The organism is Micromonospora sp. NPDC047740 (assembly GCF_043204735.1).
Lineage (GTDB): Bacteria > Actinomycetota > Actinomycetes > Mycobacteriales > Micromonosporaceae > Micromonospora.
On record NZ_JBIDCT010000021.1, the window covers coordinates 112134 to 133410 of the forward strand.

At 75.3% G+C, this 21277-nt stretch carries 22 protein-coding genes; 11 read left to right on the forward strand and 11 right to left on the reverse strand.

All coding sequences use genetic code 11. The features are described 5' to 3' along the window. Positions 1 to 151 precede the first annotated feature (151 nt). Positions 152 to 964, reverse strand: coding sequence for a DUF3097 domain-containing protein (locus ACGF4F_RS30915; protein ID WP_393082817.1), 813 nt, complete (start codon positions 962 to 964; stop codon positions 152 to 154). Positions 965 to 1135: 171 nt separating this feature from the next. Here ACGF4F_RS30915 and ACGF4F_RS30920 point away from each other — a divergent pair, with 171 nt between their 5' ends. Next, positions 1136 to 1930, forward strand: a complete 795-nt coding sequence (locus tag ACGF4F_RS30920) for a hypothetical protein (protein WP_393082820.1) — start codon at positions 1136 to 1138, stop codon at positions 1928 to 1930. A gap of 33 nt (positions 1931 to 1963) precedes the next feature. Here ACGF4F_RS30920 and ACGF4F_RS30925 read toward each other — a convergent pair whose 3' ends face one another. From ACGF4F_RS30925 to ACGF4F_RS30940, 4 genes are all read right to left on the reverse strand, one after another. Continuing rightward, positions 1964 to 2743 carry an HAD-IIA family hydrolase gene (locus tag ACGF4F_RS30925; protein WP_357441971.1) on the reverse strand — a complete coding sequence of 260 codons (780 nt, stop codon included), beginning with the start codon at positions 2741 to 2743 and terminating at the stop codon, positions 1964 to 1966. A 34-nt stretch (positions 2744 to 2777) separates the two neighbouring features. Further along, the gene (locus ACGF4F_RS30930; RefSeq protein WP_357441972.1) at positions 2778 to 3809 is read right to left on the reverse strand and encodes a ferrochelatase; all 1032 of its coding nucleotides are present in this window, start codon (positions 3807 to 3809) and stop codon (positions 2778 to 2780) included. Between the two features lie 112 nt (positions 3810 to 3921). Further along, complete coding sequence (gene fabI / locus ACGF4F_RS30935) at positions 3922 to 4689, reverse strand: enoyl-ACP reductase FabI (protein ID WP_073838258.1); 768 nt, start codon at positions 4687 to 4689, stop codon at positions 3922 to 3924. A gap of 20 nt (positions 4690 to 4709) precedes the next feature. Further along, positions 4710 to 5414: a beta-ketoacyl-ACP reductase gene (locus tag ACGF4F_RS30940; protein ID WP_357441973.1), complete on the reverse strand. Its 705-nt coding sequence runs from the start codon at positions 5412 to 5414 to the stop codon at positions 4710 to 4712. A gap of 156 nt (positions 5415 to 5570) precedes the next feature. Here ACGF4F_RS30940 and ACGF4F_RS30945 point away from each other — a divergent pair, with 156 nt between their 5' ends. The 4 genes from ACGF4F_RS30945 to ACGF4F_RS30960 all read left to right on the forward strand — a co-directional run bounded on the left by ACGF4F_RS30945 (position 5571) and on the right by ACGF4F_RS30960 (position 9716). Further along, positions 5571 to 6800 carry a sensor histidine kinase gene (locus ACGF4F_RS30945; RefSeq protein ID WP_393082825.1) on the forward strand — a complete coding sequence of 410 codons (1230 nt, stop codon included), beginning with the start codon at positions 5571 to 5573 and terminating at the stop codon, positions 6798 to 6800. After that, positions 6797 to 7459, forward strand: a complete 663-nt coding sequence (locus ACGF4F_RS30950) for a response regulator transcription factor (protein WP_357441975.1) — start codon at positions 6797 to 6799, stop codon at positions 7457 to 7459. Before ACGF4F_RS30945 ends, ACGF4F_RS30950 begins: the two co-directional genes overlap by 4 nt. Positions 7460 to 7557: 98 nt before the next feature. Further along, positions 7558 to 8454, forward strand: coding sequence for an alpha/beta hydrolase (locus ACGF4F_RS30955; RefSeq protein WP_357441976.1), 897 nt, complete (start codon positions 7558 to 7560; stop codon positions 8452 to 8454). Then, positions 8451 to 9716 (forward strand): acyltransferase family protein, encoded by a 1266-nt coding sequence (locus ACGF4F_RS30960; protein WP_357441977.1) that lies wholly within the window; start codon positions 8451 to 8453, stop codon positions 9714 to 9716. Before ACGF4F_RS30955 ends, ACGF4F_RS30960 begins: the two co-directional genes overlap by 4 nt. A 356-nt stretch (positions 9717 to 10072) precedes the next feature. Here the strand turns inward: ACGF4F_RS30960 and ACGF4F_RS30965 are convergent, their stop codons facing one another. Genes ACGF4F_RS30965 through ACGF4F_RS30975 form a run of 3 tightly spaced genes read right to left on the reverse strand, consistent with a single transcriptional unit; the run spans position 10073 to position 13103 of the window. Further along, a complete protein-coding gene (locus ACGF4F_RS30965) occupies positions 10073 to 11023 on the reverse strand; it encodes a VWA domain-containing protein (protein ID WP_357441978.1) in 951 nt (316 codons plus the stop codon). Continuing rightward, positions 11020 to 12018 carry a DUF58 domain-containing protein gene (locus ACGF4F_RS30970; protein WP_357442004.1) on the reverse strand — a complete coding sequence of 333 codons (999 nt, stop codon included), beginning with the start codon at positions 12016 to 12018 and terminating at the stop codon, positions 11020 to 11022. The genes ACGF4F_RS30965 and ACGF4F_RS30970 overlap by 4 nt, the downstream gene beginning before the upstream one ends. Further along, entirely contained in the window at positions 11997 to 13103 is a 1107-nt protein-coding gene (locus tag ACGF4F_RS30975) for a MoxR family ATPase (RefSeq protein WP_357441979.1), read from the reverse strand. Before ACGF4F_RS30975 ends, ACGF4F_RS30970 begins: the two co-directional genes overlap by 22 nt. A 241-nt stretch (positions 13104 to 13344) precedes the next feature. Here ACGF4F_RS30975 and ACGF4F_RS30980 point away from each other — a divergent pair, with 241 nt between their 5' ends. From ACGF4F_RS30980 to ACGF4F_RS30990, 3 genes are all read left to right on the forward strand, one after another. Beyond that, entirely contained in the window at positions 13345 to 13575 is a 231-nt protein-coding gene (locus ACGF4F_RS30980; protein WP_357441980.1) for a hypothetical protein, read from the forward strand. 88 nt (positions 13576 to 13663) lie between these two features. After that, positions 13664 to 14191, forward strand: a complete 528-nt coding sequence (locus tag ACGF4F_RS30985; RefSeq protein WP_073838248.1) for a PH domain-containing protein — start codon at positions 13664 to 13666, stop codon at positions 14189 to 14191. Between the two features lie 326 nt (positions 14192 to 14517). After that, positions 14518 to 15810 (forward strand): PH domain-containing protein, encoded by a 1293-nt coding sequence (locus ACGF4F_RS30990; RefSeq protein WP_393082831.1) that lies wholly within the window; start codon positions 14518 to 14520, stop codon positions 15808 to 15810. A 27-nt stretch (positions 15811 to 15837) separates the two neighbouring features. Here ACGF4F_RS30990 and ACGF4F_RS30995 read toward each other — a convergent pair whose 3' ends face one another. Then, complete coding sequence (locus ACGF4F_RS30995) at positions 15838 to 16911, reverse strand: phosphatase PAP2 family protein (protein WP_357441982.1); 1074 nt, start codon at positions 16909 to 16911, stop codon at positions 15838 to 15840. A 114-nt stretch (positions 16912 to 17025) separates the two neighbouring features. On the opposite strand from ACGF4F_RS30995, the gene ACGF4F_RS31000 reads away from it, so the two are divergent. Further along, complete coding sequence (locus ACGF4F_RS31000; RefSeq protein WP_357441983.1) at positions 17026 to 17430, forward strand: hotdog domain-containing protein; 405 nt, start codon at positions 17026 to 17028, stop codon at positions 17428 to 17430. Continuing rightward, a complete protein-coding gene (locus tag ACGF4F_RS31005) occupies positions 17427 to 18257 on the forward strand; it encodes an MBL fold metallo-hydrolase (RefSeq protein ID WP_357441984.1) in 831 nt (276 codons plus the stop codon). Before ACGF4F_RS31000 ends, ACGF4F_RS31005 begins: the two co-directional genes overlap by 4 nt. Before the next feature lie 93 nt (positions 18258 to 18350). On the opposite strand, the gene ACGF4F_RS31010 is transcribed toward ACGF4F_RS31005, so the two are convergent. After that, positions 18351 to 18851, reverse strand: a complete 501-nt coding sequence (locus ACGF4F_RS31010) for a MarR family transcriptional regulator (RefSeq protein ID WP_357441985.1) — start codon at positions 18849 to 18851, stop codon at positions 18351 to 18353. An 81-nt stretch (positions 18852 to 18932) separates the two neighbouring features. Between ACGF4F_RS31010 and ACGF4F_RS31015 the strand changes: the two genes are divergently transcribed. Continuing rightward, positions 18933 to 20156 carry a multidrug effflux MFS transporter gene (locus ACGF4F_RS31015; protein ID WP_393082836.1) on the forward strand — a complete coding sequence of 408 codons (1224 nt, stop codon included), beginning with the start codon at positions 18933 to 18935 and terminating at the stop codon, positions 20154 to 20156. A gap of 9 nt (positions 20157 to 20165) precedes the next feature. Here the strand turns inward: ACGF4F_RS31015 and ACGF4F_RS31020 are convergent, their stop codons facing one another. After that, on the reverse strand, positions 20166 to 21098 hold the full coding sequence (locus ACGF4F_RS31020) for a carbohydrate kinase (protein WP_357441986.1): 933 nt from the start codon (positions 21096 to 21098) through the stop codon (positions 20166 to 20168). Positions 21099 to 21277 lie beyond the last annotated feature (179 nt).

A 21277-nucleotide genomic window follows, 5' to 3' on the forward strand; every position in this document is an offset into this window, starting at 1 on the left:
GCAGCACCACTGAGGTCACCATCTCCCGACCGCCGGCACCGAGCCACGCAGCCGACGCACGACGGGGCCGGGGGCGACCGTGCCCGGCGGAGGGATCAAGCCTGACCGCCCGGAGCCGGGCACGGTCGCCCCCGGCCCTCAAGCGCAACCACTACACAGGCTCGGTGACGAAATCGATCAACCGCTCCATCGCGTTGATCAACGGCGTCTCCACGTCCGCGAAGCTGTCCACCCGGGACAGGATGTGCCGCCACATGTCCGCCGGCTCGGCCACCCCGAGGGCCGCGCAGACCCCCTCCTTCCAGGGCCGTCCCGGCGGCACCACCGGCCAGGCCGGGATGCCCAGCGCCGTCGGCTTCACCGCCTGCCACACGTCCACGTACGGGTGGCCGGTGACCAGCACGTGCGGCGAGGTCACCGCCGCCACGATCCGGCTCTCCTTGGAGCCCGGCACGAGGTGGTCGACGAGCACGCCGAGCCGGCGGCCCGGACCGGGGTCGAAGGCGCGTACCTCGGCGGCCAGGGCGTCGATGCCGTCCAGGGGCTCCACCACGACGCCCTCGATCCGCAGGTCGTCGCCCCAGATCCGCTCGACCAGCGCCGCGTCGTGCACGCCCTCGACCCAGATCCGGCTGGCCTTGGCGACCTGGGCCCGCACGTTGTCGACCGCGATCGAGCCGGAGGCGGTCAGCCGCCGGGCGGCGGGCACCGGGGCGCGTACCGGGCGGCGCAGGGTGACGGGTTGGCCGTCGAGCAGGAACGCGGCCGGGAGCAGTGGGAAGTTGCGCCGCCGGCCGTGCCGGTCCTCCAACACCACCGCGCCGGACTCGAAGCCGACGACCGCGCCGCAGAACCCCGAGTCGGCGTCCTCGACGACCAGGTCCGGTTCGGCGTCCACCTCCGGGGTGACCTTCCGCCGCCGCCAGTCCCCCGCCAGCACGTCCTCGCCGTATCGCCCCGCCATGTCGATCACGCTAATCGGCAGCCCGGCGTGTCGCCCGCCGACGCGCCGCCGCGGCCCGTGGTCGACGGCCGGCGCCGGCCAAGAACCGGGCGAAGCGGGCAGTTGGGGGCAGGTCGCGCCGCCGGAGCGGCAGCCGAGACAGGGACGGCGGAGAACACGTACCCTTTCGGCATGTCCTCCCCCGCAACGGGCGCGGCCACCCTGGCTCTGCGCCGGTCGAGCCGGTTCGTTGCCTGGGTACGCGCCTGGCGGGCCGGCCTGGTGCCGTTCGACGAGGTCGCCGAGGCGATCGCCGGAGACGAGGAGCACCTGGTCGCCGACGCCCCCGGCACCTGGACCGACGTGTCCCTGCGGGAGGCACTGCCCAGCCTGGCGAAGCTCTCCCCGGACGAGATCCGCCTGGTGCTGCCCGCCCCGGGCGACCCGCGCGGGCTGCCCGGCCCGGGCGACTTCGCCGGCGCGGCGCTGCTCGCCGGCGAGGCGGTGGTGGCCAGCGGGCTCGGGCTGGTCCCGGAGGTGCGCAGCCACACCTCCGGTTCCGGGATGACCTGGGAGACGGTGCTGTGGCGGGTGTACCCGCTGCCGGCGGACGCGCCGAAGGCGTCCCTCGCGGTGCCCGGCGCGGCCGAGGCCGAGGCCGAACTGGCGGTCGCGCTCGCCGAGACGACCGCCGCGCTCACCCGGCTGGATGTGGCCCAGTGGCGGCCCGAGCTGGCCGGCGCCCTCGCGGCGCTGCGCCGCCCCGACGGTACGACCGACCTGCCCCCCGGGTTCGACCCGCGGGCCCGCCGGCTGTTCGCCCGCGCCGCGGTGCTGGACCGGGTGCTGGCCCTGGCCGGGGAGAGCGCCCCGGGCGGAGCGGTCAACACCTACGAGGCGCAGCAGCGGGACGCCGCGCTGCGCCCGCTGACCACCGCCTGCCGGCAGGCGCTGGTGGCCGCCTGCAACGCCCCGCTGCGTCCCTGACCGCGGGCCGTGTGTCCGGCGGCCCTCCGCCGTCTAGACCTCGTCGATCAGGTCGGCGATCGAGTCGACGATCCGGGACGGCCGGTACGGGTAGCGTTCCGCCTCCGCCCGCGAGCTGATCCCGGTGAGCACCAGGATCGTCTCCAGCCCGGCCTCCAGGCCGCAGAGGACGTCGGTGTCCATCCGGTCGCCGATCATCGCGGTGCTCTCCGAGTGCGCGTCGATGGTGTTCAACGCCGAGCGCATCATCATCGGGTTGGGCTTGCCGACGAAGTACGGCTCCACCCCGGTCGCCTTGGAGATCATCGCGGCCACCGAGCCGGCGGCCGGCAGCGCGCCCTCGACCGACGGGCCGGTCGCGTCCGGGTTGGTGCAGATGAACCGGGCCCCGTCGTTGATCAGTCGGATCGCCTTGGTGATCGCCTCGAAGCTGTAGGTGCGGGTCTCCCCGAGCACCACGTAGTCCGGGGCGAAGTCGCTGAGCACGTACCCCACCGCGTGCAGGGCCGTGGTCAGCCCGGCCTCGCCGATCACGTACGCGGTGCCGCCCGGGCGCTGGTCGGCCAGGAACTGGGCGGTGGCCAGGGCGGACGACCAGATCGCCTCCTCCGGCACGTCGAGCCCCATCCGGGCCAGCCGGGCCTGCAGGTCCCGCGGCGTGTAGATCGAGTTGTTGGTCAGCACCAGGAACGGCTTGCCGGAGGCACGCAGCTTCTTGATGAACTCGGGCGCACCGGGCACCGGCTGGCCCTCGTGCACCAGCACGCCGTCCATGTCGGTGAGCCAGCTCTGCACCGGCTTGCGGTCATGCATGTGTCGTCCCAGGGGTGTCGGAGGTTGGTCGGGCTCAGGGGCGGCGGGCCGGGGGCACGCAGCACAACGCCGGGCAGGTGTCCCACATGGGCAGCTCGCCGAGGCGGCGGACGAGCCGTTCGCCGGCCGGGGCGGTGCGTTCCAGCACCAGCTCGCGGACCATCGCCACGAAGCGCGGGTCGGTGCCCGGGGTGCCGGCCCGGACGAAGTCCAGGCCGAGCTGCTTGGCCGTCTCCAGCGCCTCGGTGTCCAGGTCCCAGACCACCTCCAGGTGGTCGGAGACGAACCCGATCGGGCTGACCACCACGCCGGTCACGCCCTGCTCGGCGAGGGCGGCCAGGTGGTCGTTGACGTCCGGCTCCAGCCACGGCACCTGCGGCGGCCCGGAGCGGCTCTGCCAGACCAGGTCGTACGGCAGGTCCGGCGCCGCGGCGGCGTGCACCAGCCGGGCGGTCTCCGCGAGCTGGGCGGTGTACCGGCCGCCGTGCGGGCCGGCGGTGGCGGCCGCCGAGACCGGGATGGAGTGCGCGGTGAACACCACCCGGGTGCTGTCCCGCTTGGCCGGGTCGAGCTGCGCCAGCGCCGCCCGCACCGCGTCGGCGTGCGGCTCGACGAAGCCGGGGTGGTCCCAGAACTGGCGCAGCTTCTCGATCAGCGGGGCGTCCGGGCCGACCGCGGCCCGGGCCGCGGCGATGTCCTCCTGGTACTGCCGGCACGAGGAGTAGCCGCCGTAGGCGCTGGTGACGAAGGCGAGGGCCCGCTGGACGCCGTCGTCGCGCATCCGCGCCACGGTGTCGGCGAGCATCGGGTCCCAGTTGCGGTTGCCCCAGTAGACCGGCAGGTCGACGCCGTTGGCGGCGAAGTCCGCGCGGATCGCCGCGAGCAGGTCCCGGCACTGCTGGTTGATCGGGGAGACCCCGCCGAAGTGCAGGTAGTGCTCGGCGACCTCGGCGAGCCGCTCCGGCGGCACGCCCCGCCCCCGGGTGACGTTCTGTAGGAAGGGCAGCACGTCCTCGGGCCGCTCCGGGCCGCCGAAGGAGACCAGCACCAACGCGTCGTACGCCATGGGCTCATTCTCTCCCGCCCAGGATGACGGGGATGCGACGCCCCCTGGGTGCGGATGTTGAGCGGGCCCCTGCTGCGCCGCAGGCGTCAGCAAGGGGCCCTCTCCGGGCGGCTCAGGAGCCGATCGCGTGGTAGCCGCCGTCGACGTGGACGATCTCGCCGGTGGTGGCCGGGAACCAGTCCGACAGCAGCGCCAGGCAGGCCCGGGCGGCCGGCTCCTGGTCGGTGAGGTTCCAGCCCAGCGGCGCGCGCTCGGCCCAGGCGTCCTCGAACTGCTCGAAGCCGGGGATGGACTTGGCGGCGATGGTGCGCAGCGGGCCGGCGGCGACCAGGTTGCTGCGGATGCCCCGCTTGCCCAGGTGCAGCGCCAGGTAGCGGGAGGCGGACTCGAGCCCGGCCTTGGCCACGCCCATCCAGTCGTACACCGGCCAGGCCTTGGTGGCGTCGAAGGTGAGGCCGACCACCGCGCCGCCCGCCGACATCAGCGGCAGCGCCGCCATGGCGAGGGACTTGTACGAGTAGGTCGAGACGTGCACCGCGGTGGCCACGTCCTCCCACGGCGCGTCGAGGAAACCACCGCCGAGGCAGCTCTGCGGGGCGAAGCCGATCGAGTGCACCACCCCGTCCAGGCCGTCGACGTGCTCGCGCACCTGGTCCGCGAGGCCGGCCAGGTGCTCGGCGTTGGTCACGTCCAGTTCGATAACCGGGGCCGGTTCGGGCAGCCGCTTGGCGATCCGCTCGACCAGGGAGAGCCGGCCGTAGCCGGTGAGCACGACCTGGGCGCCGTTCTCCTGGGCGAGCTTCGCCACCGAGAAGGCGATCGAGGCGTCGGTGATGACGCCGGTGACCAGCAGCCGCTTACCGGCCAGAAGTCCGGACATTGATTTCCTCCGTGCTCTGCTCAGTGACCCATGCCCAGGCCGCCGTCGACCGGGATGACGGCGCCGGAGATGTACCCGGCCGCGTCCGAGGCGAGCCAGGCGACCACGGCCGCGACCTCGTCCGGCTCGGCGAAGCGGCCGGCCGGGATGGCCTTGCGGTACTCGGTGCGTCGCTCCTCGGGCAGCGCCGCGGTCATGTCGGTGTCGATGAAGCCGGGCGCCACCACGTTCGCGGTGATGTTGCGGCTGCCCAGCTCGCGGGTGATCGAGCGGGCCACGCCGACCAGGCCGGCCTTGCTGGCCGCGTAGTTGACCTGCCCGACACCGCCGTACAGGCCGACCACTGAGGAGATGAAGATCATCCGACCCCACTTGGCCCGGAGCATCTTCGTCGAGGCCCGCTTGGCGCAGCGGAACGCGCCGGTCAGGTTGGTGTCGAGCACCCGGGTGAACTGCTCCTCGGACATCCGCATGATCAGCGTGTCGTCGGTGATGCCGGCGTTGGCGACCAGCACCTCGACCGGCCCGAGCTCGGCCTCGACGGCGGTGAACGCGGCGTCCACCGACTCGGCGTCGGTGACGTCGCACTTCACGCCGAACAGGCCCGCGGGGGCGTCCCCGCTGCGGTGGGTCACCGCCACCCGGTCGCCCTGCTTGGCGAAGGCCTGCGCGATGGCCAGGCCGATCCCCCGGTTTCCGCCGGTCACCAGCACGGTACGGGCCACCGTTCCCCCTCTGCTCAACTGATCTCTCAACCGCTGGCGAGCCTAGGGGTTACCGGCAGGTAAGCGCTAACGCGGCCAGGTCACACCGGGGTACGACGCGGCGGCTCACCCTCTGGTGGGACGACGGTGACCGGGGCGGCCCGTACGCTGCCGCTGATGGAGAAGCACCCTGTCCGGGCCGCCTGGCAGGCGCTGCGGCGGACCGTCGCGGGACCGGACTTCCCGCCCTCCCAGCCGCCGCTGGAGCGCTGGCCCCGGCTGTCCCGGTACGCGCGCCCCGTCGGCCTGCTCGCGGTGGTGGTCCTGTTCGCCGCCACCCTGGCCGAGGAGACCGGCCGGCACCTGCCCGGGGTGGTGGCGATCCTGTTCGCGGGGCTGACCGTCGCCCCGCTGCTCGCGTTGCCCCGGCGTCCGCTGTTCGCCTGGCGGCTCACCATCGTGGCGCTGCTCACCTGCACGTTCAACGCGCCGCCGGGCCAGGCCTGGCCGTGGAACCCGGTCCTGGTGCTCGGGTCGCTGCTCGTGCTGGCGGTGGTGGCGGCCCGGGTCGACCGGCCGGTGCTGCTCTGGGTCGGCGTCATCACGATGGTGCCGGTGGTTACGCTGGTCGGCTCCAACAACTGGGCTGGCGTACTGCTGCTGGTCCTGACCCTGCTGGTGCTCGGCCACCTCGTCCGCGGCAACCGGCTGTCCCGCCGAGCCCTCGCCGCGCAGACCGAGCTCAGCGAACGGGAGAAGGAGCGCCGGGCGGTGCTGGAGGAGCGCACCCGGATCGCCCGCGAGCTGCACGACGTGGTGGCCCACCACATGTCGATGATCGCCGTGCAGGCGGAGACCGCCCCCTACCGCCTCGGCGACCTGCCGGAGCCGGCCCGGGCCGAGTTCGCCGCCGTCGCCGGGTCGGCCCGGGAGGCGCTCACCGACATGCGCCGCCTGCTGTGGGTGCTACGCAGCGAGGCCGCGGGCCCGGCGACCACGCCCCAGCCTGACCTGGCGGACCTGCCGGCCATGGTGGAGACCGCCCTGCGGGCCGGCCTCGCGGTCACCCTGGACGCCCCCGCGCCGACCGCCGGGACGCCCACGCCGGTCGGGCTGGCCGCGTACCGGATCGTGCAGGAGGGGCTGGCGAACGCCGCCCGGCACGCCGCCGGCGCCGCGGTGCGGGTCACCGTCCGCCCCGGTCCCCGCGCCCTGGCGGTACGCGTCGAGAACACCGCCGGCACGGGCGCGCCGACCGGGGCCGAGCGGGGCGCCGGGCACGGGCTGACCGGGATGCGGGAACGGGCCCTCGCGCTGGGCGGCACGTTCGCCGCCGGGCCGGTCGACGGCGGCGGCTACGCCGTGGCCGCGCAGCTGCCCTACGACGGGGAGGACGGTGCCGGATGATCCGGGTGCTGATCGCGGACGACCAGGCGATGGTCCGGCAGGGCTTCGGCGCGCTGCTGGCCGCCCAGCCGGACCTGCTCGTCGTCGGGGACGCCGCGGACGGCGCGGCGGCCGTCGAGGCGTCCCGCCGGCTGGACCCGGACGTGGTGCTGATGGACGTGCGGATGCCGGTGCTGGACGGGCTCGCCGCCACCCGCCAACTCCTCGGCGACCGCCGGACCGACCGCCCCCGGGTGCTCATCCTGACCACCTTCGACCTAGACGACTACGTCTACGAGGCGCTGCGCGCCGGGGCGAGCGGCTTCCTGCTCAAGGACGCCCCCGCCGCCGACCTGGTGCACGCCGTCCGGGTGGTGGCGGCCGGCGACGCGCTGCTCGCCCCGTCGGTGACCCGCCGGCTGATCGCCGACTTCGCCGCCCGCCCCGGCCGGCGCCGGCCCCGCCCCACCGACCTGGCCGCGCTGACCCCTCGGGAGACCGACGTGCTCCGGCTGATCGCCCGGGGCCGCTCCAACACGGAGATCGCCACGGACCTGGTGGTCGCCGAGCAGACCGTGAAGACCCACGTCGGGCGGATCCTCGCGAAGCTCCAGCTCCGCGACCGCGCCCAGGCCGTGGTCCTCGCCTACGAGACGGGTCTGGTGGCCGCCGGCGAATAGCTCCGGGGTAGTACGCCGGGAACCAGCCCGCAGGGTGACGATCTCCGCCCGTCCGCACCGCACGCTTCCGCCGGACCACTTCCGGAGGGAGCACCACGATGCACTGGACCCGACCCGCCCGGGTGGCGGCGACCGCGCTGCTCGGCCTCGGCCTGCTGGCACCGGGCCGCCCCGGCCCGACCGCACCGGCGGCGTACGTCGAGGCGTACCCGACGGTGGCCGCGCGGTTGCGCGCGGGCGGCCCGCCGTACGACCGGTGGGCTGCGGACGGCCGGCGGTTCCTGGTCTTCGATCCGCGCGGCGACGGCCTCGCCGTGGAGGTGCTGGGCGACCTGGCGACCGCCGATCGGATCGCGGTGCTGGTGCCCGGGGTGGGCAGCACGCTGCGGGACTTCGACCGCGGGCTCGGCGGGGTGGCCCGGCGCGCCCCGGCCCGGCAGGCCCGCGACCTGTACCGGGAGCTGCGGGCGGACGACCCGGCGGCCCGGGTCGCGGTGCTGGCCTGGCTGGGCTACGACGCGCCGGACGGCATGCTCACCGCGGCCGGGACCGCCAGCGCCGACCGCGGCGCGGCGGCGCTGCTCGGCACGCTGCGCACCTTGGCCGCCCGCCGGCCGGACGCGGCGATCACCCTGATCGGGCACAGTTACGGGTCGCTGGTGGTCGGGCGGTCCGCGCGGCGCGCCCCGGCGCAGGTCAGCGACCTGGTGACGCTCGGCGGCATCGGCACCGGCGTGGACCGGGCGGGCCGGCTCGGTGGCGTCCGGGTGTGGGCGGCCGAGGCGCCGACCGACTGGATCCGCCGGGTGCCGCAGGTACGGCTGCCCGGCCTGGGGCACGGCATCCGGCCCGGTGACCCGGCCTTCGGCGCCCGGCCGCTGCCGGTCGACGGCGTCGCCGGGCACGACGGCTACCTGGTGCCCGGCACGGCGACGCTGCCGGCGGTCGCCGCGGTGGTGCTGGGTGGCGAGGTCCGGGCGGGGGTCGCGCGATGAGGGACCGCGTCGTGGACGCGCTGCGGGCGTACGCCATCGGCGCGGTGGTGCTGGGGCACTGGCTGGTCACCGCCCTGGTGCTGGCGCCCGACGGGACGGTGCACCAGGCCAGCCCGCTGGCCACCATGCCGGCGCTGGCCCCGGCCAGCTGGCTGTTCCAGGCGCTGGGCCTGTTCTTCTTCGCCGCCGGTCACGCCGCCGGCCGCTCGCTGGCCGGCTCGGCCGCCAGCCCCGCGCGATGGCTGCTCCGCCGGCTGGGCCGCCTGGTCCGGCCCGCCCTGGCCCTGCTCGGCGTGGGCGCGGCCGGGCTGCTGGTCGCGATCGTGTTGGGCGCCCCGGACGACGTCCTCAGCGTCGCGGTGACGCTGACCGCCAGTCCACTGTGGTTCCTGCTCCCCCTGGCCGCCCTCTCGGCGCTCACCGCGCCACTGGCCGCCGCCGTACGGCGATGGGGACCGGTGCGCTGCGCGGTGCCCGCCGCGGCCGTGGTCGCCGGCGCGGATCTCGCGGTACGCCTGCCGGCGGCACGCCCGTGGCTGCTGCCGGTCGCCGTGCTCGCCGCGTGGTCGGTGCCCTACCTGCTCGGGCTGGCACACGCCGAGGGACGGCTCGCGGGGCGCCGCGCGGCCGGGACGCTGATCGTCGTCGGGGCCGTCGCGCTGGCCGCGCTGCTCGCCCTCGGCTATCCGGTCAGCGCGGTCGGGGTGCCCGGCGCCGGCCGGTCGAACCTGAGCCCGCCCTCGCTGCTCGCCGTCGCCCTGGCCGCGGCGCAGGTCGGCGCCGGACTGCTGGCCCGACCGGCGCTGCGCCGGCTGCTCGACCGGCCCGCGTCGGCGCGCCTGGTCCGCGGGGTGAACCGGCAGGCCATGCGCGTCTACCTCTGCCACCAGCCGGTCCTGGTCGGGGTCAGCGTGCTGGCCGCCCGGTTCGCCGGTCCGCTGCCCGGGCTGCACACCCCGCCCGACGGTCCCGGCTGGCTGGCCGCACGGCTGTGCTGGCTGCCGCTGCTCGCGCTGGTCCTGGCGGTGCTGGTGCGCTCCGGCCGAGGGCACACTCGTCGGCCCGCGACGGCGCTCGTCGACCGGGCGGCGCGGGCGGACCGGTCGGCCGAGTGCGGGGCGCCGGGCCGTCGGGTGTACGATGATCCTCGTTTGCGGGCGGGATCGCCCGTGACCTTCGTGCCCCGCCGACCGGAGGAGGTGATCGCTGTGCGAGATAGCGATCCTTCCAGTCGTGGCCGGGCCGACCGTCAGCCCCGCTGAGCCGCGACTCAGTCGGCGCAGCTGACCCCGCTTCCCGCCCCGGTGCAACTCCCGTCTCCTCGGCCGTCGGCCGGGGGTGATCCTGCCGCGTGGCCCGTCGGGCCCGCCGGTGGCGGAGCAACCCGGTCACGACTTCGTGTGCGTACGTCCTGAGCCACCCCTGCGGTCCGGACCCTGCCGCCCGGACCGTCCCGTCGCCACGGAGCAGTCACATGAGCCGTTACGTCGCCCCGCTGGGCTTCACCCTCGCCGCCGTCTGGGTGGCCGTCCTCTTCGTCCTGGCCGGCGGTCGCTGACCGCGCCGGCCGGGGCGCACCCCGGCCGGCCGTCGCTGCCGTCCCGCCGGCCGTCGCGCCTCAGATCAGGCGGGACGACCAGAGCAGGCTCAGCGCACCCGCGCAGAGGGCGAGGAGCAGCGCCATCCCCGCGTACCACTGGGTGATCTCCCGCGGCTCGGTGCGGAACCCGATCGAGCTGCCCATGTCCTGGTAGACCTGCTTCAACTCGCTCACCGAGGCGGCCTCGTAGAAGTAGCCCTGGGTGGTCTCCGCGAGCTGCGACAGCGCCGCCCGGTCCACCGGCACCCGCTGCAGCTGGCCACCGATGTCCACCTGGCCCGAGTCGGTGCCGAACGCGATGGTGGAGACCGGCACGTTGGCCGCCTGCGCCGCCGCGGCCGCCTCCTCCACCGACCGGCCCGAGGTGCGGTAACCGTCGGAGAGCAGCACGATCCGGGCCGGCGGGATGCCGGCCGCGCCGTCGGCGGGCACCGAGCGGATCGCCTCCAGGCAGGTGAAGACGGCCTCGCCGGTGGCGGTCGCCTCGGCCAGCACCAGCCCGTCGATGGCGGTGGTCACCGCGGCCCGGTCCTTGGTCGGCGGGACCAGCACGTTCGCCGACTTGGCGAAGGAGACCAGCCCGAGGTTGTAGCTTTCCGGCAGCTCCCCGACGAACTGCTTGGCCGCCTCCTGGGCGGCCTCCAGTCGGTTCGGGGCGACGTCGTCGGCCTGCATGGACAGCGACACGTCGATGGCCAGCATCACGGTGGCCCGCTCCAGCGGCTCCTTCGTGTCGATGGCCGGCCGGGCCAGCGCGGTGGACAGCACCAGCAGGCAGAGCAGGAAGGCGGTGGCCGCCACGTGCCGCCGCCAGCCCAGCCCCTTGGGCGCGAGGGTACGCAGCAGGTCGACGTTGGTGAACCGCATCGCGTACGCCCGGCGGTGCAGCTGCCGCCAGACGTACGCCGCGGCCAGGGCGAGCACCGGCAGCACGGCCAGCAGCCACCACGGTTGCAGAAAACGGATCATCGGGTCGTCCCTCGGGTCCGGGCGTGCCGCTGGGCGGCCACGAACCGCACCATGTCCAGCAGCCAGTCTCGGTCGGTACGCAGTCGCAGGTGGGCGGCGCCGGCGGCGCGCAGCTCGGTGGCGACGGCCGCGCGCTGGGCGGCCGCCGCGTCGGCGTACCGGCGGCGCAGGCCCGGGTCGGCGGTCTGCACCTCGTGCAGTTCCCCCGTCTCCGGGTCGACCACCGGCAGCACCCCCACGTCGGGCAGCTCCAGCTCGCGCGGGTCGACCACCTCGATCGCCAGCACGTCGTGCCGGACCCGCAGCTTACGGAGCGGCCGGCCCCACTGCTGTGGCGGTGCGAGGAAGTCGGAGATGACCACCGCCACACCCCGCCGCCGGGGCGGCCGGTTGAGCATGTCGACCAGCGCGCCGAGGTCACTGCGCCCCGGCCGGATCTCCGTCCCGGCGATGGCCCGGAGCAGCCCCTGCGCCTCCTTGCGGCCGGCCCGGGCGGGCAGCCGCCGCAGGGTGCCGGGTCCGGTGGCCGGCGGACCGCTCCGCCACCGGCCGGTCTGTGCGGGCAGTGCGGCTCCGGTGCCGACCACCGCACCGATCCGGTTGCCACCCCGGACGGTCAGGTGGACCAGGGCGGCCGCGGCGGCCACCACCACGTCGCGCTTGAGCCATTGCCCGGTGCCGAAGTCCAGGCTGGCCGAGAGGTCCACCGCCAGCCAGGTCTCCAGCTCCCGGTCGGCCACCGTACGCCGGACGTGGGGCGTCGTGGTCCGCGCGGTGACCGGCCAGTCCATCCGGCGTACGTCGTCGCCGGGACGGTACTCGCGGGACTCCCCCGCCTCGCTGCCCGGTCCGGGCAGCAGCCCGGCGTAGTCGCCCTGGAGCAGCCCGTCGAGCTTGCGGGTGACCATCAGCTGCAGCCGGGCGAGGACGGCGCCGGAGCGGTCGCCGGTGGCCGGCAGCCGGGTGGGTGGCGTCACGGCCGCTGCCCGGGCCAGCCGGCGCCGGGCGGCGCGGCTGGTGGCGGCGTGGCCTGCTGCCGGGGCGCGACCGACGGCAGCGGGATGGTCGACATCACCCGGTGCACGATGTGGTCGGCCGGCACGTCGTCGGCGAGCGCGTCGTAGCTGAGCACCAGCCGGTGACGCAGGATGTCCGGGGCGATGTCCTGCACGTCCTGCGGCAGCGCGTAGTCCCGGCCGCGCAGCAGGGCCAGCGCCCGGGTGGCCCGGACCAGACCGAGCGAGGCGCGCGGGCTGGCGCCGTACTGGATGAGCTGCGCCACGTCCGGCATGCCGTGCTCGGCAGGGGCGCGGGTGGCGAGCACCAACCGGACCGCGTAGTCGACCAGCGCGTTGTGCACGAAGACCTGGTCGGCCTTGTGCTGGAGGGCGATCAGGTCCGGGGTGTCGAAGACCCGGGCCGGCTCGGGCGGGGCCACCCCCATCCGGTAGACGATCTCCCGCTCCTCGGCGTCGGTCGGATAGCCGACCACGATCTTCATGAGGAAGCGGTCCCGTTGCGCCTCCGGCAACGGGTAGACACCCTCCTGCTCGATCGGGTTCTGGGTCGCCATCACCAGGAACGGGTCGGGTACCGGGTGGGTCTCGCCGCCGATGGACACCTGGCGCTCGCTCATCACCTCCAGCAGCGCCGACTGAACCTTCGCCGGAGCTCGGTTGATCTCGTCGGCGAGCAGGAAGTTCACGAAGACCGGGCCCAGTTCGACGTCGAACTTCTCGCTCGACTGCCGGTAGATCCGGGTGCCCATGATGTCGGCCGGCACCAGGTCCGGGGTGAACTGCACCCGGGCGAACGACCCGCCGACCACCTTGGCCAGGGTCTCCACGGCGAGGGTCTTGGCCACGCCGGGCACCCCCTCCAGCAGGCAGTGCCCCCGGGCGAGCAGGGCCACGAACATCCGCTCGACCATCCGGTCCTGGCCGACGATCACCCGCTTGATCTCGAACAGCGCCCGCTCCAGCAGGGTGGCGTCCTGGGCCGGGGTGGTGCTCACCGGCGGCGGCGCGCCCGGCACGGCCTCGGTCGGAATCGGGGCGTCGGGCGTGGTCGGCTGGGCCACCGGTCCTCCACAGCTTGATCGTCGTCGCGGTGTCGTGCGTATCAAGACTGTCATGCCCGGCTGAGAGCCGAGGGTGGGAGAGGGACGATTTTCGCCGCGCCGTCCCTCCGCACGGAAAACGCTGAACACGGGTGGACAACAAGGGGCCCAGCGTGTGTACGATTCACCCCGTCGCCGGGCGGCTCCCCCCGTGGCCGCCCGGCGCTAAGCTTCCCGGGCGTGCGGGCCTAGACTCGCCCCGGTGACCACTCCCACTCCCGTCGACGAGGCGCCGATCTGCTCGGCGCGGGGGTGTCGCGCCCTCGCCGTCTGGGCCCTGCGCTGGAACAATCCCCGCCTGCACGACGCCGATCGGCGCAAGACCTGGCTGGCCTGTCCCGACCACCGGGAGTCCCTCGGGGCGTTCCTCGACGCGCGCGGCTTCCTGCGCGAGGTGGTGCCGGTCCCGCAATCGCCTACGCTCGAACCGTGAGCGAGCGAACCATTCAGCTCAGCAGCGTGGCGCCCCGCCGCCGTCGAGCGAAGCGAGGCGGCGTGAGCGAGCGCAGCGGATCACCGCGGTGAACGGTGACGACCTGGCCGGCCGCCAGCCGGCCCCGCCCGGCCCGCTGGAGCCCTGGCCGGACACGGTCCGGTGGCAGCCGATCTCCCGCGACCTGATCTGGGTGGAGCTGATCCGGCTCGGCATCGGGTTCGCCGTGGCGCTGGTGGTGCTCGGCGTGGCCTGGGCGGTCACCGGCCACTGGCTGCCCGTCGCCGCCCTCGGCGTCGCGGTCCTGTTGACCGCCTGGCGGACGGTCACCATCGTCCGGGCGGTGCACGCCTGGGGGTACGCCGAGCGGGAGAACGACCTGCTGGTCCGGCACGGGCTGCTGGTCCGGCGGCTGTCCATCGTGCCGTACTCCCGGATGCAGTTCGTCGACGTGACCGCGGGCCCGCTGGAGCGGGCGTTCGACCTGGCCACGGTGCAACTGCACACGGCCGCGGCGGCGAGCGACGCCCGGGTGCCCGGCCTGCGGCCGGCGGAGGCGTCCCGACTGCGGGACCGGCTGACCGCGCTGGGCGAGGACCGGGCGGAGGGGTTGTGAGTCACGGCCCGGCCGCACCCGAGCCGGACCCGCCCCCGGCCGACTTCGAGCCCGGCACTCCGCCACCGCACCGGGCCGCCGGCGACGACCGACCCGCTGCCCCATCCCCGTCACCGTTCCCCCCGGCATACGGACCGCCCGCGCCGCCCCCACCCGGCCAAGGCGCACCCGGCTACGGCCCACCCGGCTATGGGCAGCCCGGGCCGTCGGGGGCCGGCTGGCCGGGCCCGGCCGGGCCCGGCCCGTGGCCGCCACCCGCACCCGGTCCCGGCTGGCCGGGGCACCCCACCTCGCCCGCACCGGGGGGTGCGGAGCCGCGGCAGCGGTTGCACCCGCTGAGCCCGGTGCTGCACGGCGCGAAGTCCCTGGTCGTGGTCATCGCCGGGCTCTCCTGGTCGACGCTGTCCCGGGTCGGCTTCGGCTGGTTCGCCGTGCTGGTGACGATCTTCGCCGCCGGCGCCACCGTGCTGGCCGTGGTCAGTTGGTGGAACACCGGCTACCACGTGGTGGGCCGCGAGCTGCGGGTGCACGAGGGCCTGATCTGGCGGCGTACCCGGGCGATCCCGTTGGAGCGGTTGCAGGCCGTCGAGGTGGTCCGGCCGCTGCTGGCGCAGCTCACCGGGCTGGCCGAGCTGCGGCTGGAGGTGGTCGGCGGGGGCAAGACCGAGGCGCCGCTGGCGTACCTGGGGGTCGCCGAGGCGGTCGCGCTGCGGCAGCGGCTGCTCGCCGTCGCCGGCCGCGCGCCCGAGGTCGTCCCGCCCGCGGCCGGCGCGCCGCCGCCACCGGCCCCGGCCGGCCGGCGGCTGCACGCCGTACGCAACCAGGACCTGCTGGTCAGCCAGCTGCTCACCCCGCAGGCGTTCCTGCTCCCGTTCGGCGTGGCGTTCGTGGTGGCGCAGTTCCTCTCCGAGGGGTCGTGGTCGTTCATCGCGGTGGCCAGCACGATCACCGCGATGGCGGGTGTGGTGCTGCAACCGGTGCGCCGGGTGCTCGACGACTGGTCGTTCCGGCTCGACCGGGACGACGACACGCTGCGCGTCCACAACGGCCTGCTGGAGACGCGGGTGCAGACCGTCCCGCTGCACCGGGTGCAGACCGTCCGGGTGACCTGGCCGCTGCTCTGGCGGATGAAGGGCTGGCTGCGGCTGCGGCTGGAGGTGGCCGGCTACTCGGCCGCCGAGCCGGACGACCGGAACCGGCCGGACCGGCTGCTGCCGGTCGGCGACGCGCGAACCGGGGAACTGATCGTCGCCGAGGTGCTGTCCGGCGTACGGCTGGGCGCGCTGCCGTCGACGCCGCCGCCACGGCGGGCGCGCTGGCTGCGCCCGCTGACCCGCACGGCGGTCGGCGCCGGCCTCGACGATCGGGTGTTCGTGGCCCGCTCCGGGCTGCTCACCCGCCAGTTGACGGTGGTGCCGTACGCCCGGATCCAGAGCGTGCGGGTGACCCAGGGGCCGGCGCAGCGGCGGCTGCGGCTGGCCACCGTGCACGCCGACACCGCCGGCGGGTCGGGCGCGGCCGCGCCCGACCGGGACCTGGCCGAGGCGTGGGACCTGGCGGCCGAGCTGACCGCGCGGGCGCACGCCGCCCGGCACGCCGACGGCAGCCGGCGCCACTGAACAAGATCAACGCTCCGCCGGCACGTGTCAGCGCTCGGCCGGCACCGGGTCGGCGATCGCCGGCTCGACGTCGACCGGGGCGGCGTCGACCGGGGCGGCCGGGGCCGGCACGGTCGGAGCCGGACCCCGGGCGGGTGCCGCCGCCGCGCGCCGCGCCCGGCGGGCCGCCCACCAGCGTTCGGCCAGGCCGACCACCAGGAAGGTCAGCCCGACGTACGCCCAGCCGACCAGCACGTCGATCACGTAGTGCTCGCCGCTGTAGACCAGGGTGAAGGTCATCGCCAGCGGGTACGCGAGCAGCAGCGGCCACCAGCGCTTCCGCACCGAGCCCAGGAAGAACAGCACCACGAAGAGGGCGAACGCGGTGTGCAGCGAGGGCATGGCGGCAACCGGGTTGGAGGCGATCTGCCCGGCGTTGAGCAGATTGCCCGCGCCGTGCATGCCGATCTCCTTCCAGCCCCGGGTGGAGATCCGGGCGACCTCGGTGAGCAGGCCGTTCTGCGCGGCCCACCACGGCGGGGCGGCCGGGTAGAGGAAGTAGGTGGCCAGCCCGGCCGCGCAGAGGAAACCCCAGCGCCGCATGTACGCCGCCCAGCGCGAACGGTCGCGCATCCAGAGCACCGCGGCGGCGGCGAACGTCGCCACGAAGTGCGAGAAGTAGACCCAGCTGACCGCCACGTCCCACCAGTGCACCTCGGGCCGGTAGAGGTGCTTCTGGAGCCAGACGGTGGGCACCTCGCCGCCGGTGGCCCAGCCGAGCATGAACCGGTCGGCGACGATCAACTCCATGGCGTGCGGGGTCGCGCCGTTGTCGGCGAAGCCCCGGGAGAGGTTGTACACGGCCAGCAGCAGCACCACGGGGATCCAGTCCCGCGCGAAGCGCAGGTGGCTGCGCCACGGCTTGGCGGAGTGCCAGGCGATGGTGCCCGCCCAGATCCAGAGGAAGGCGTACGCGGGATCGGTCGGCAGGCCGATGGCGAGCCAGGCGGCCACGAAGGCGACCCCCCAGATCGTCATCGCCACCACCCGACGGCGTCCGCCGTCGGGCGAGGAGGTGGTGCCGGTCCGGGCGGGGGGCTGGGGGTCTGTCACGACGGCCATCGCGGTCAAGGTTAACGGCGGGCTACGGATCGACTGACGCCGACCACCCGTCGGTCGACGCACCGACGACGGGGACACCGGGCGTCTCGGCCCCGGCTCGTCTAGGCTCGGGGCATGCAGGAGCAGCCGGAGACGCCGTTCGCGCCGGGCCTGGCCGCCCGGGTCGAGCTGACCGTCACGGACGCCGACACCGCGCAGGCGGTGGGCTCCGGTGACGTGCCGGTGCTCGGCACGCCGAGGGTGCTCGCCCTCGTCGAGGCGGCGAGCGTGGCGGCCACCGCGACCCGAATGCCGACCGGGCGGACCACGGTCGGGCTCCGCGTCGAACTGGACCACCGGGCGCCGACCCCGGTCGGGCGGACGGTGATCGCCTGGGCCCGGCTGGCCAAGGTCGACGGCCGGCGCCTGCTGTTCGAGGTGACCGTCGCCGACGGCGACGAGATCGTGGCCGACGGGCGGGTCGAGCGGATGCTGGTCGATCGGCAGCGCTTCCTGGAGCGCGCCTCGCAGGCGTCATGACCGTCCGGTTCGTCGAGGTCGCCGACGGCGTCCACCTGCTGCGTGAGCCGCTGCTGCAGGTCAACGTGACGCTGGTGGTGGGCGACGGCGCGGCGCTGCTGGTGGACACCCTCTCCACCGTCGGGCAGGCCCGGCAGCTGGCCGAGGCGGCCCGGGCGGTCACCGCGCACCCGTGGACCGTCGTCAACACCCACCACCATTTCGACCACTGCTTCGGCAACGCCACCCTGGCCGCCGACCCGCCCCGCCCGGTATACGCGCACGAGCTGGCCGCCGCCGCGCTGCGCGACCGCCCCGACGAGCTGCGCCGGGCGGCGTACGAGGAGATGCGCGACGAGCAGCCGGCGCTCGCCGCCGAGCTGGCCGGGACCGAGCTGCTGGCCCCGACGCACCCGGTCCTCACCGAGACCGTGCTCGACGTCGGCGGCCGGCGGGTGGTGGTGCGCCACCCGGGCCACGGGCACACCGACGCCGATCTGGTGGTGCACGTGCCGGACGCGGACGTGCTGGTCGCCGGCGACCTGGTGGAGCAGAGCGGCCCGCCGGCCTTCGAGGAGTCGTACCCGCTGCAGTGGCCGGACGCGGTGGCCGAGCTGCTGCGGATGACCACCCCCGACACGATCGTGGTGCCCGGGCACGGCACGCCGGTCGACCCGGAGTTCGTCCGGGCCCAGCACGCCCAGTTGGTCCAGCAGGCCTGGCTGATCCGGGCCGGTCACACCGGCAACGCCCCGCCCGAGCGGGTGGCCGCGGAGTCGCCCTTCGGCGCACGTCCCGGTCTGATCGCCGCCCGCCGCGGCTACGCCGAGCTCGACGGCACCGCCTGACGCCGGCCGGCAAGTCGCGGAGCGGCCGGCAAGATCGCGCACGATCCAGGAAGTAGGGGCCTCGCCACCAGCCACCAGCAGGTGGGCACTACTTCATGGTTCGCGCACGCTCCGGTCGCCGGAGGCCGCCGGGACGGGCTGATCGGCGGAGCGGGGCCGGCGCAGGCGGGTGAGCAGGGCGTCGAGGTGCGGGACGGCGCCCAGGACCGCGTCCCGGGCGGCGGGGTCCAGGCCGGCCAGGGCCTCGGTGAGCAGCGCGCTGCGGTGCGCCGCGTGATCGGCCATCCGGGCCTGGGCGGCGTCGGTGAGCCGGAGGCGGACGACGCGGCGGTCAGCCGGGTCGCGGTCCCGCGTCAGCAGCCCCGCGTCGGCGAGGTCGCGGACCAGGGTGCTCACGGTGTTCGGCGCCGTGCCGAGCCGTCGGGCCGCTTCCTTGCCGCTGATGCCGGGCTCGGTGCGGACCAGCAGGAGCAGCTCCACCTGAGCCTCGGGCAGGACCTCCCGGTTGGCCCGGCCGGCGGCGCTGCGGCGCAGCAGCCGGTGCAGCTCCCCCACCAGGGCGCCCAGCCGGGCGACGGTCTCCTCGGTCGGCACCAGGTCACCTACTTCACAGCGCAATAGTTCTGCCTACAGAGCTAAGGTTAGTCGGCGATCATCGACCCTGGGGGACCCGCGTTGAGCCAGACCGCGCTGACGACTCCGCCACCGGCCACCGTCGTGGCGGGCCCGCGCGCCGGCGGGACGGCACTGCTCGTGCTGCTCGGCACCCTCACCGCGATCGGCCCGCTCTCGCTGGACATGTACCTGCCGGCCTTCCCGGCGATGACCCGCGAACTCGGCACCGACCAGGCCCAGATCCAGCTCTCGCTGACCACCTGCCTGATCGGTCTCGCCCTCGGCCAACTGGTCACCGGCCCGCTCAGCGACCGCTGGGGGCGGCGGCGTCCGGTCCTGGTCGGCGTCACCGCGTACGCGCTGCTGGCGCTGGTCTGCGCGGCGGCGCCGAACGCCCCCGCGCTGGCCGCCGCGCGCCTCGCCCAGGGCGTGGCCGGCGGGATGGGGGTGGTGGTCGCCCGGGCGGTGGTCCGCGACCTCTACGCCGGCCGGGCCGCGGCGAAGTACTTCTCCCGGCTCACCCTGATCTTCGGCGTGGCACCGGTGGCCGCGCCCAGCGTCGGCAGCCTGGTCCTGCGATACGGGTCCTGGCGGGCGGTCTTCCTCACGCTGGCGGCGATCGGGCTGCTGCTCGCCGTCGCGGTCGCGCTGCGACTGCCGGAGACCCTGCCCGCCGAACGACGCAGCACCGGCGGCCTGGCCGCCACCGCCCGCACCATGCGGTCGCTGGCCGCCGACCGGGTCTACCTGGGGTACGCGCTGACCCAGGGCCTCGCCTTCGCCGGGCTCTTCGCGTACATCTCCGGGTCGTCGTTCGTGTTCCAGGACGTCTTCGGCGTGTCGGGGACCGCGTTCAGCCTCGTCTTCGGGCTGAACGCGCTCGCCCTGGTCACCACCGGGCAGGTCAACGCCCGGCTGCTCGACCGGTACGACCCGCGCCGGCTCCTGGTCACCACCCTGCTGGTCAGCGCGGTCGCCGCCGTCGGCGTGCTGACCGGGGCGCTCGCCGGCAGCCTGGCCCTGGTCGCGGCGCCCCTGCTGGTCTTCGTCGGCTCGCTGGGCATGGTGACGCCGAACAGCACGGCGCTGGCGCTGGACGCGCACGCCCGGCACGCCGGCACCGCCGCCGCGCTGCTGGGCGGCATCCAGTCGGTGGTGGGTGCGCTCGCCGCGCCGCTGGTGGGGCTGGGCGGCGAGGGCAGCGCGACACCGATGGCCGCCGTCCTGGCCGTCACCGCCGCGCTCTCCCTGCTCGCCGTGCACACCCTCGCCCGCGCCCGCTGACCCCGACCGTCAGGCGGGGAAGCGGGCGAGCACGGCGTCGCGGGCGGGCATGGCGACGGCGCCACCGGGAGACTCGCAGACCAGCCCGGCGACGCGCAGGGCGAAGGCGACCCGCTCCCGCCAGCCGACCGGGTCCACCGGCTCGCCGGCGGCGAGCAACTCGGCGATGAGCGCCCCCATCACCGAGTCCCCGGCACCGGTCGCGTCCACCGCCCGGACCTTCGGGGCGGGGATACGAACCACGTCGTCGCCGGCAGCGAGCAGGGCGCCGTCCGCGCCCAGGGTGACCACCACGGTGGCCGCGCCCAACTCCCGCAGGTACGCGGCGACTCCCTCCACCGGCTCGCGGGGGTAGAGCAGGGTGGCGTCGGCGCTGCTCAGCTTCACCAGGTGCGCGCTCGCGGCGAACTCGGCGACCACCTCGCGCAGCCCGTCCAGCGCGCCGTGGCCGTCCAGCAGCCGGGGACGGACGTTCGGGTCGAACACCCGCAACGCCCCCGCGATCGCCCAGGCGCGCCGGGCGGCGGCCAGCACCGGCGGGTGCAGCAGCACGATCGAGCCGCAGTAGAGCACGTCGGCGCCCTCGACCAGGGCCACGTCCAGGTCGTCGGGGGTGAGCAGGGCGTACGAGCGGGGCTCCCCGTAGAAGCGGAAGTCCGGTTCCGAGCCGGCGAAGGTGGCCACCGCCAGCGCCGTCGGCGCCGGTACGGTGACGGCCCCGGCCAGCCCGACGCCGGCCGCGCCCAGGAAGACGCGGATCCGCTTCGCGAGCGCGTCATCGCCGAACGACCCGACGAACTCGACGTCCCCGCCGAGCCGGGCCACCGCCACGGCCACGTTGAGCGGCCCGCCGCCGATCGCCTGCCGGTAGCCGGGTTCGCCGTCGTACCTGGTCTCGAGCAGGTCGACCAGCGCCTCGCCGAGCACCACCGCGTAGCCCATCCTGGCTCCTTCCAAACCGTCGTACCCCGATCCTGGCGCATCGCCCGGGCGCGGCGCGCGGGGACGACACCGAGACCGTACCGGCGGCGACCGATCGCATCGAGATTCGACTATTGCCTGCGGTACCCGGACGTGATGGGATTGCGCCTGCCGGAGTGGCGCGGGGGCTGCCGCGCCGC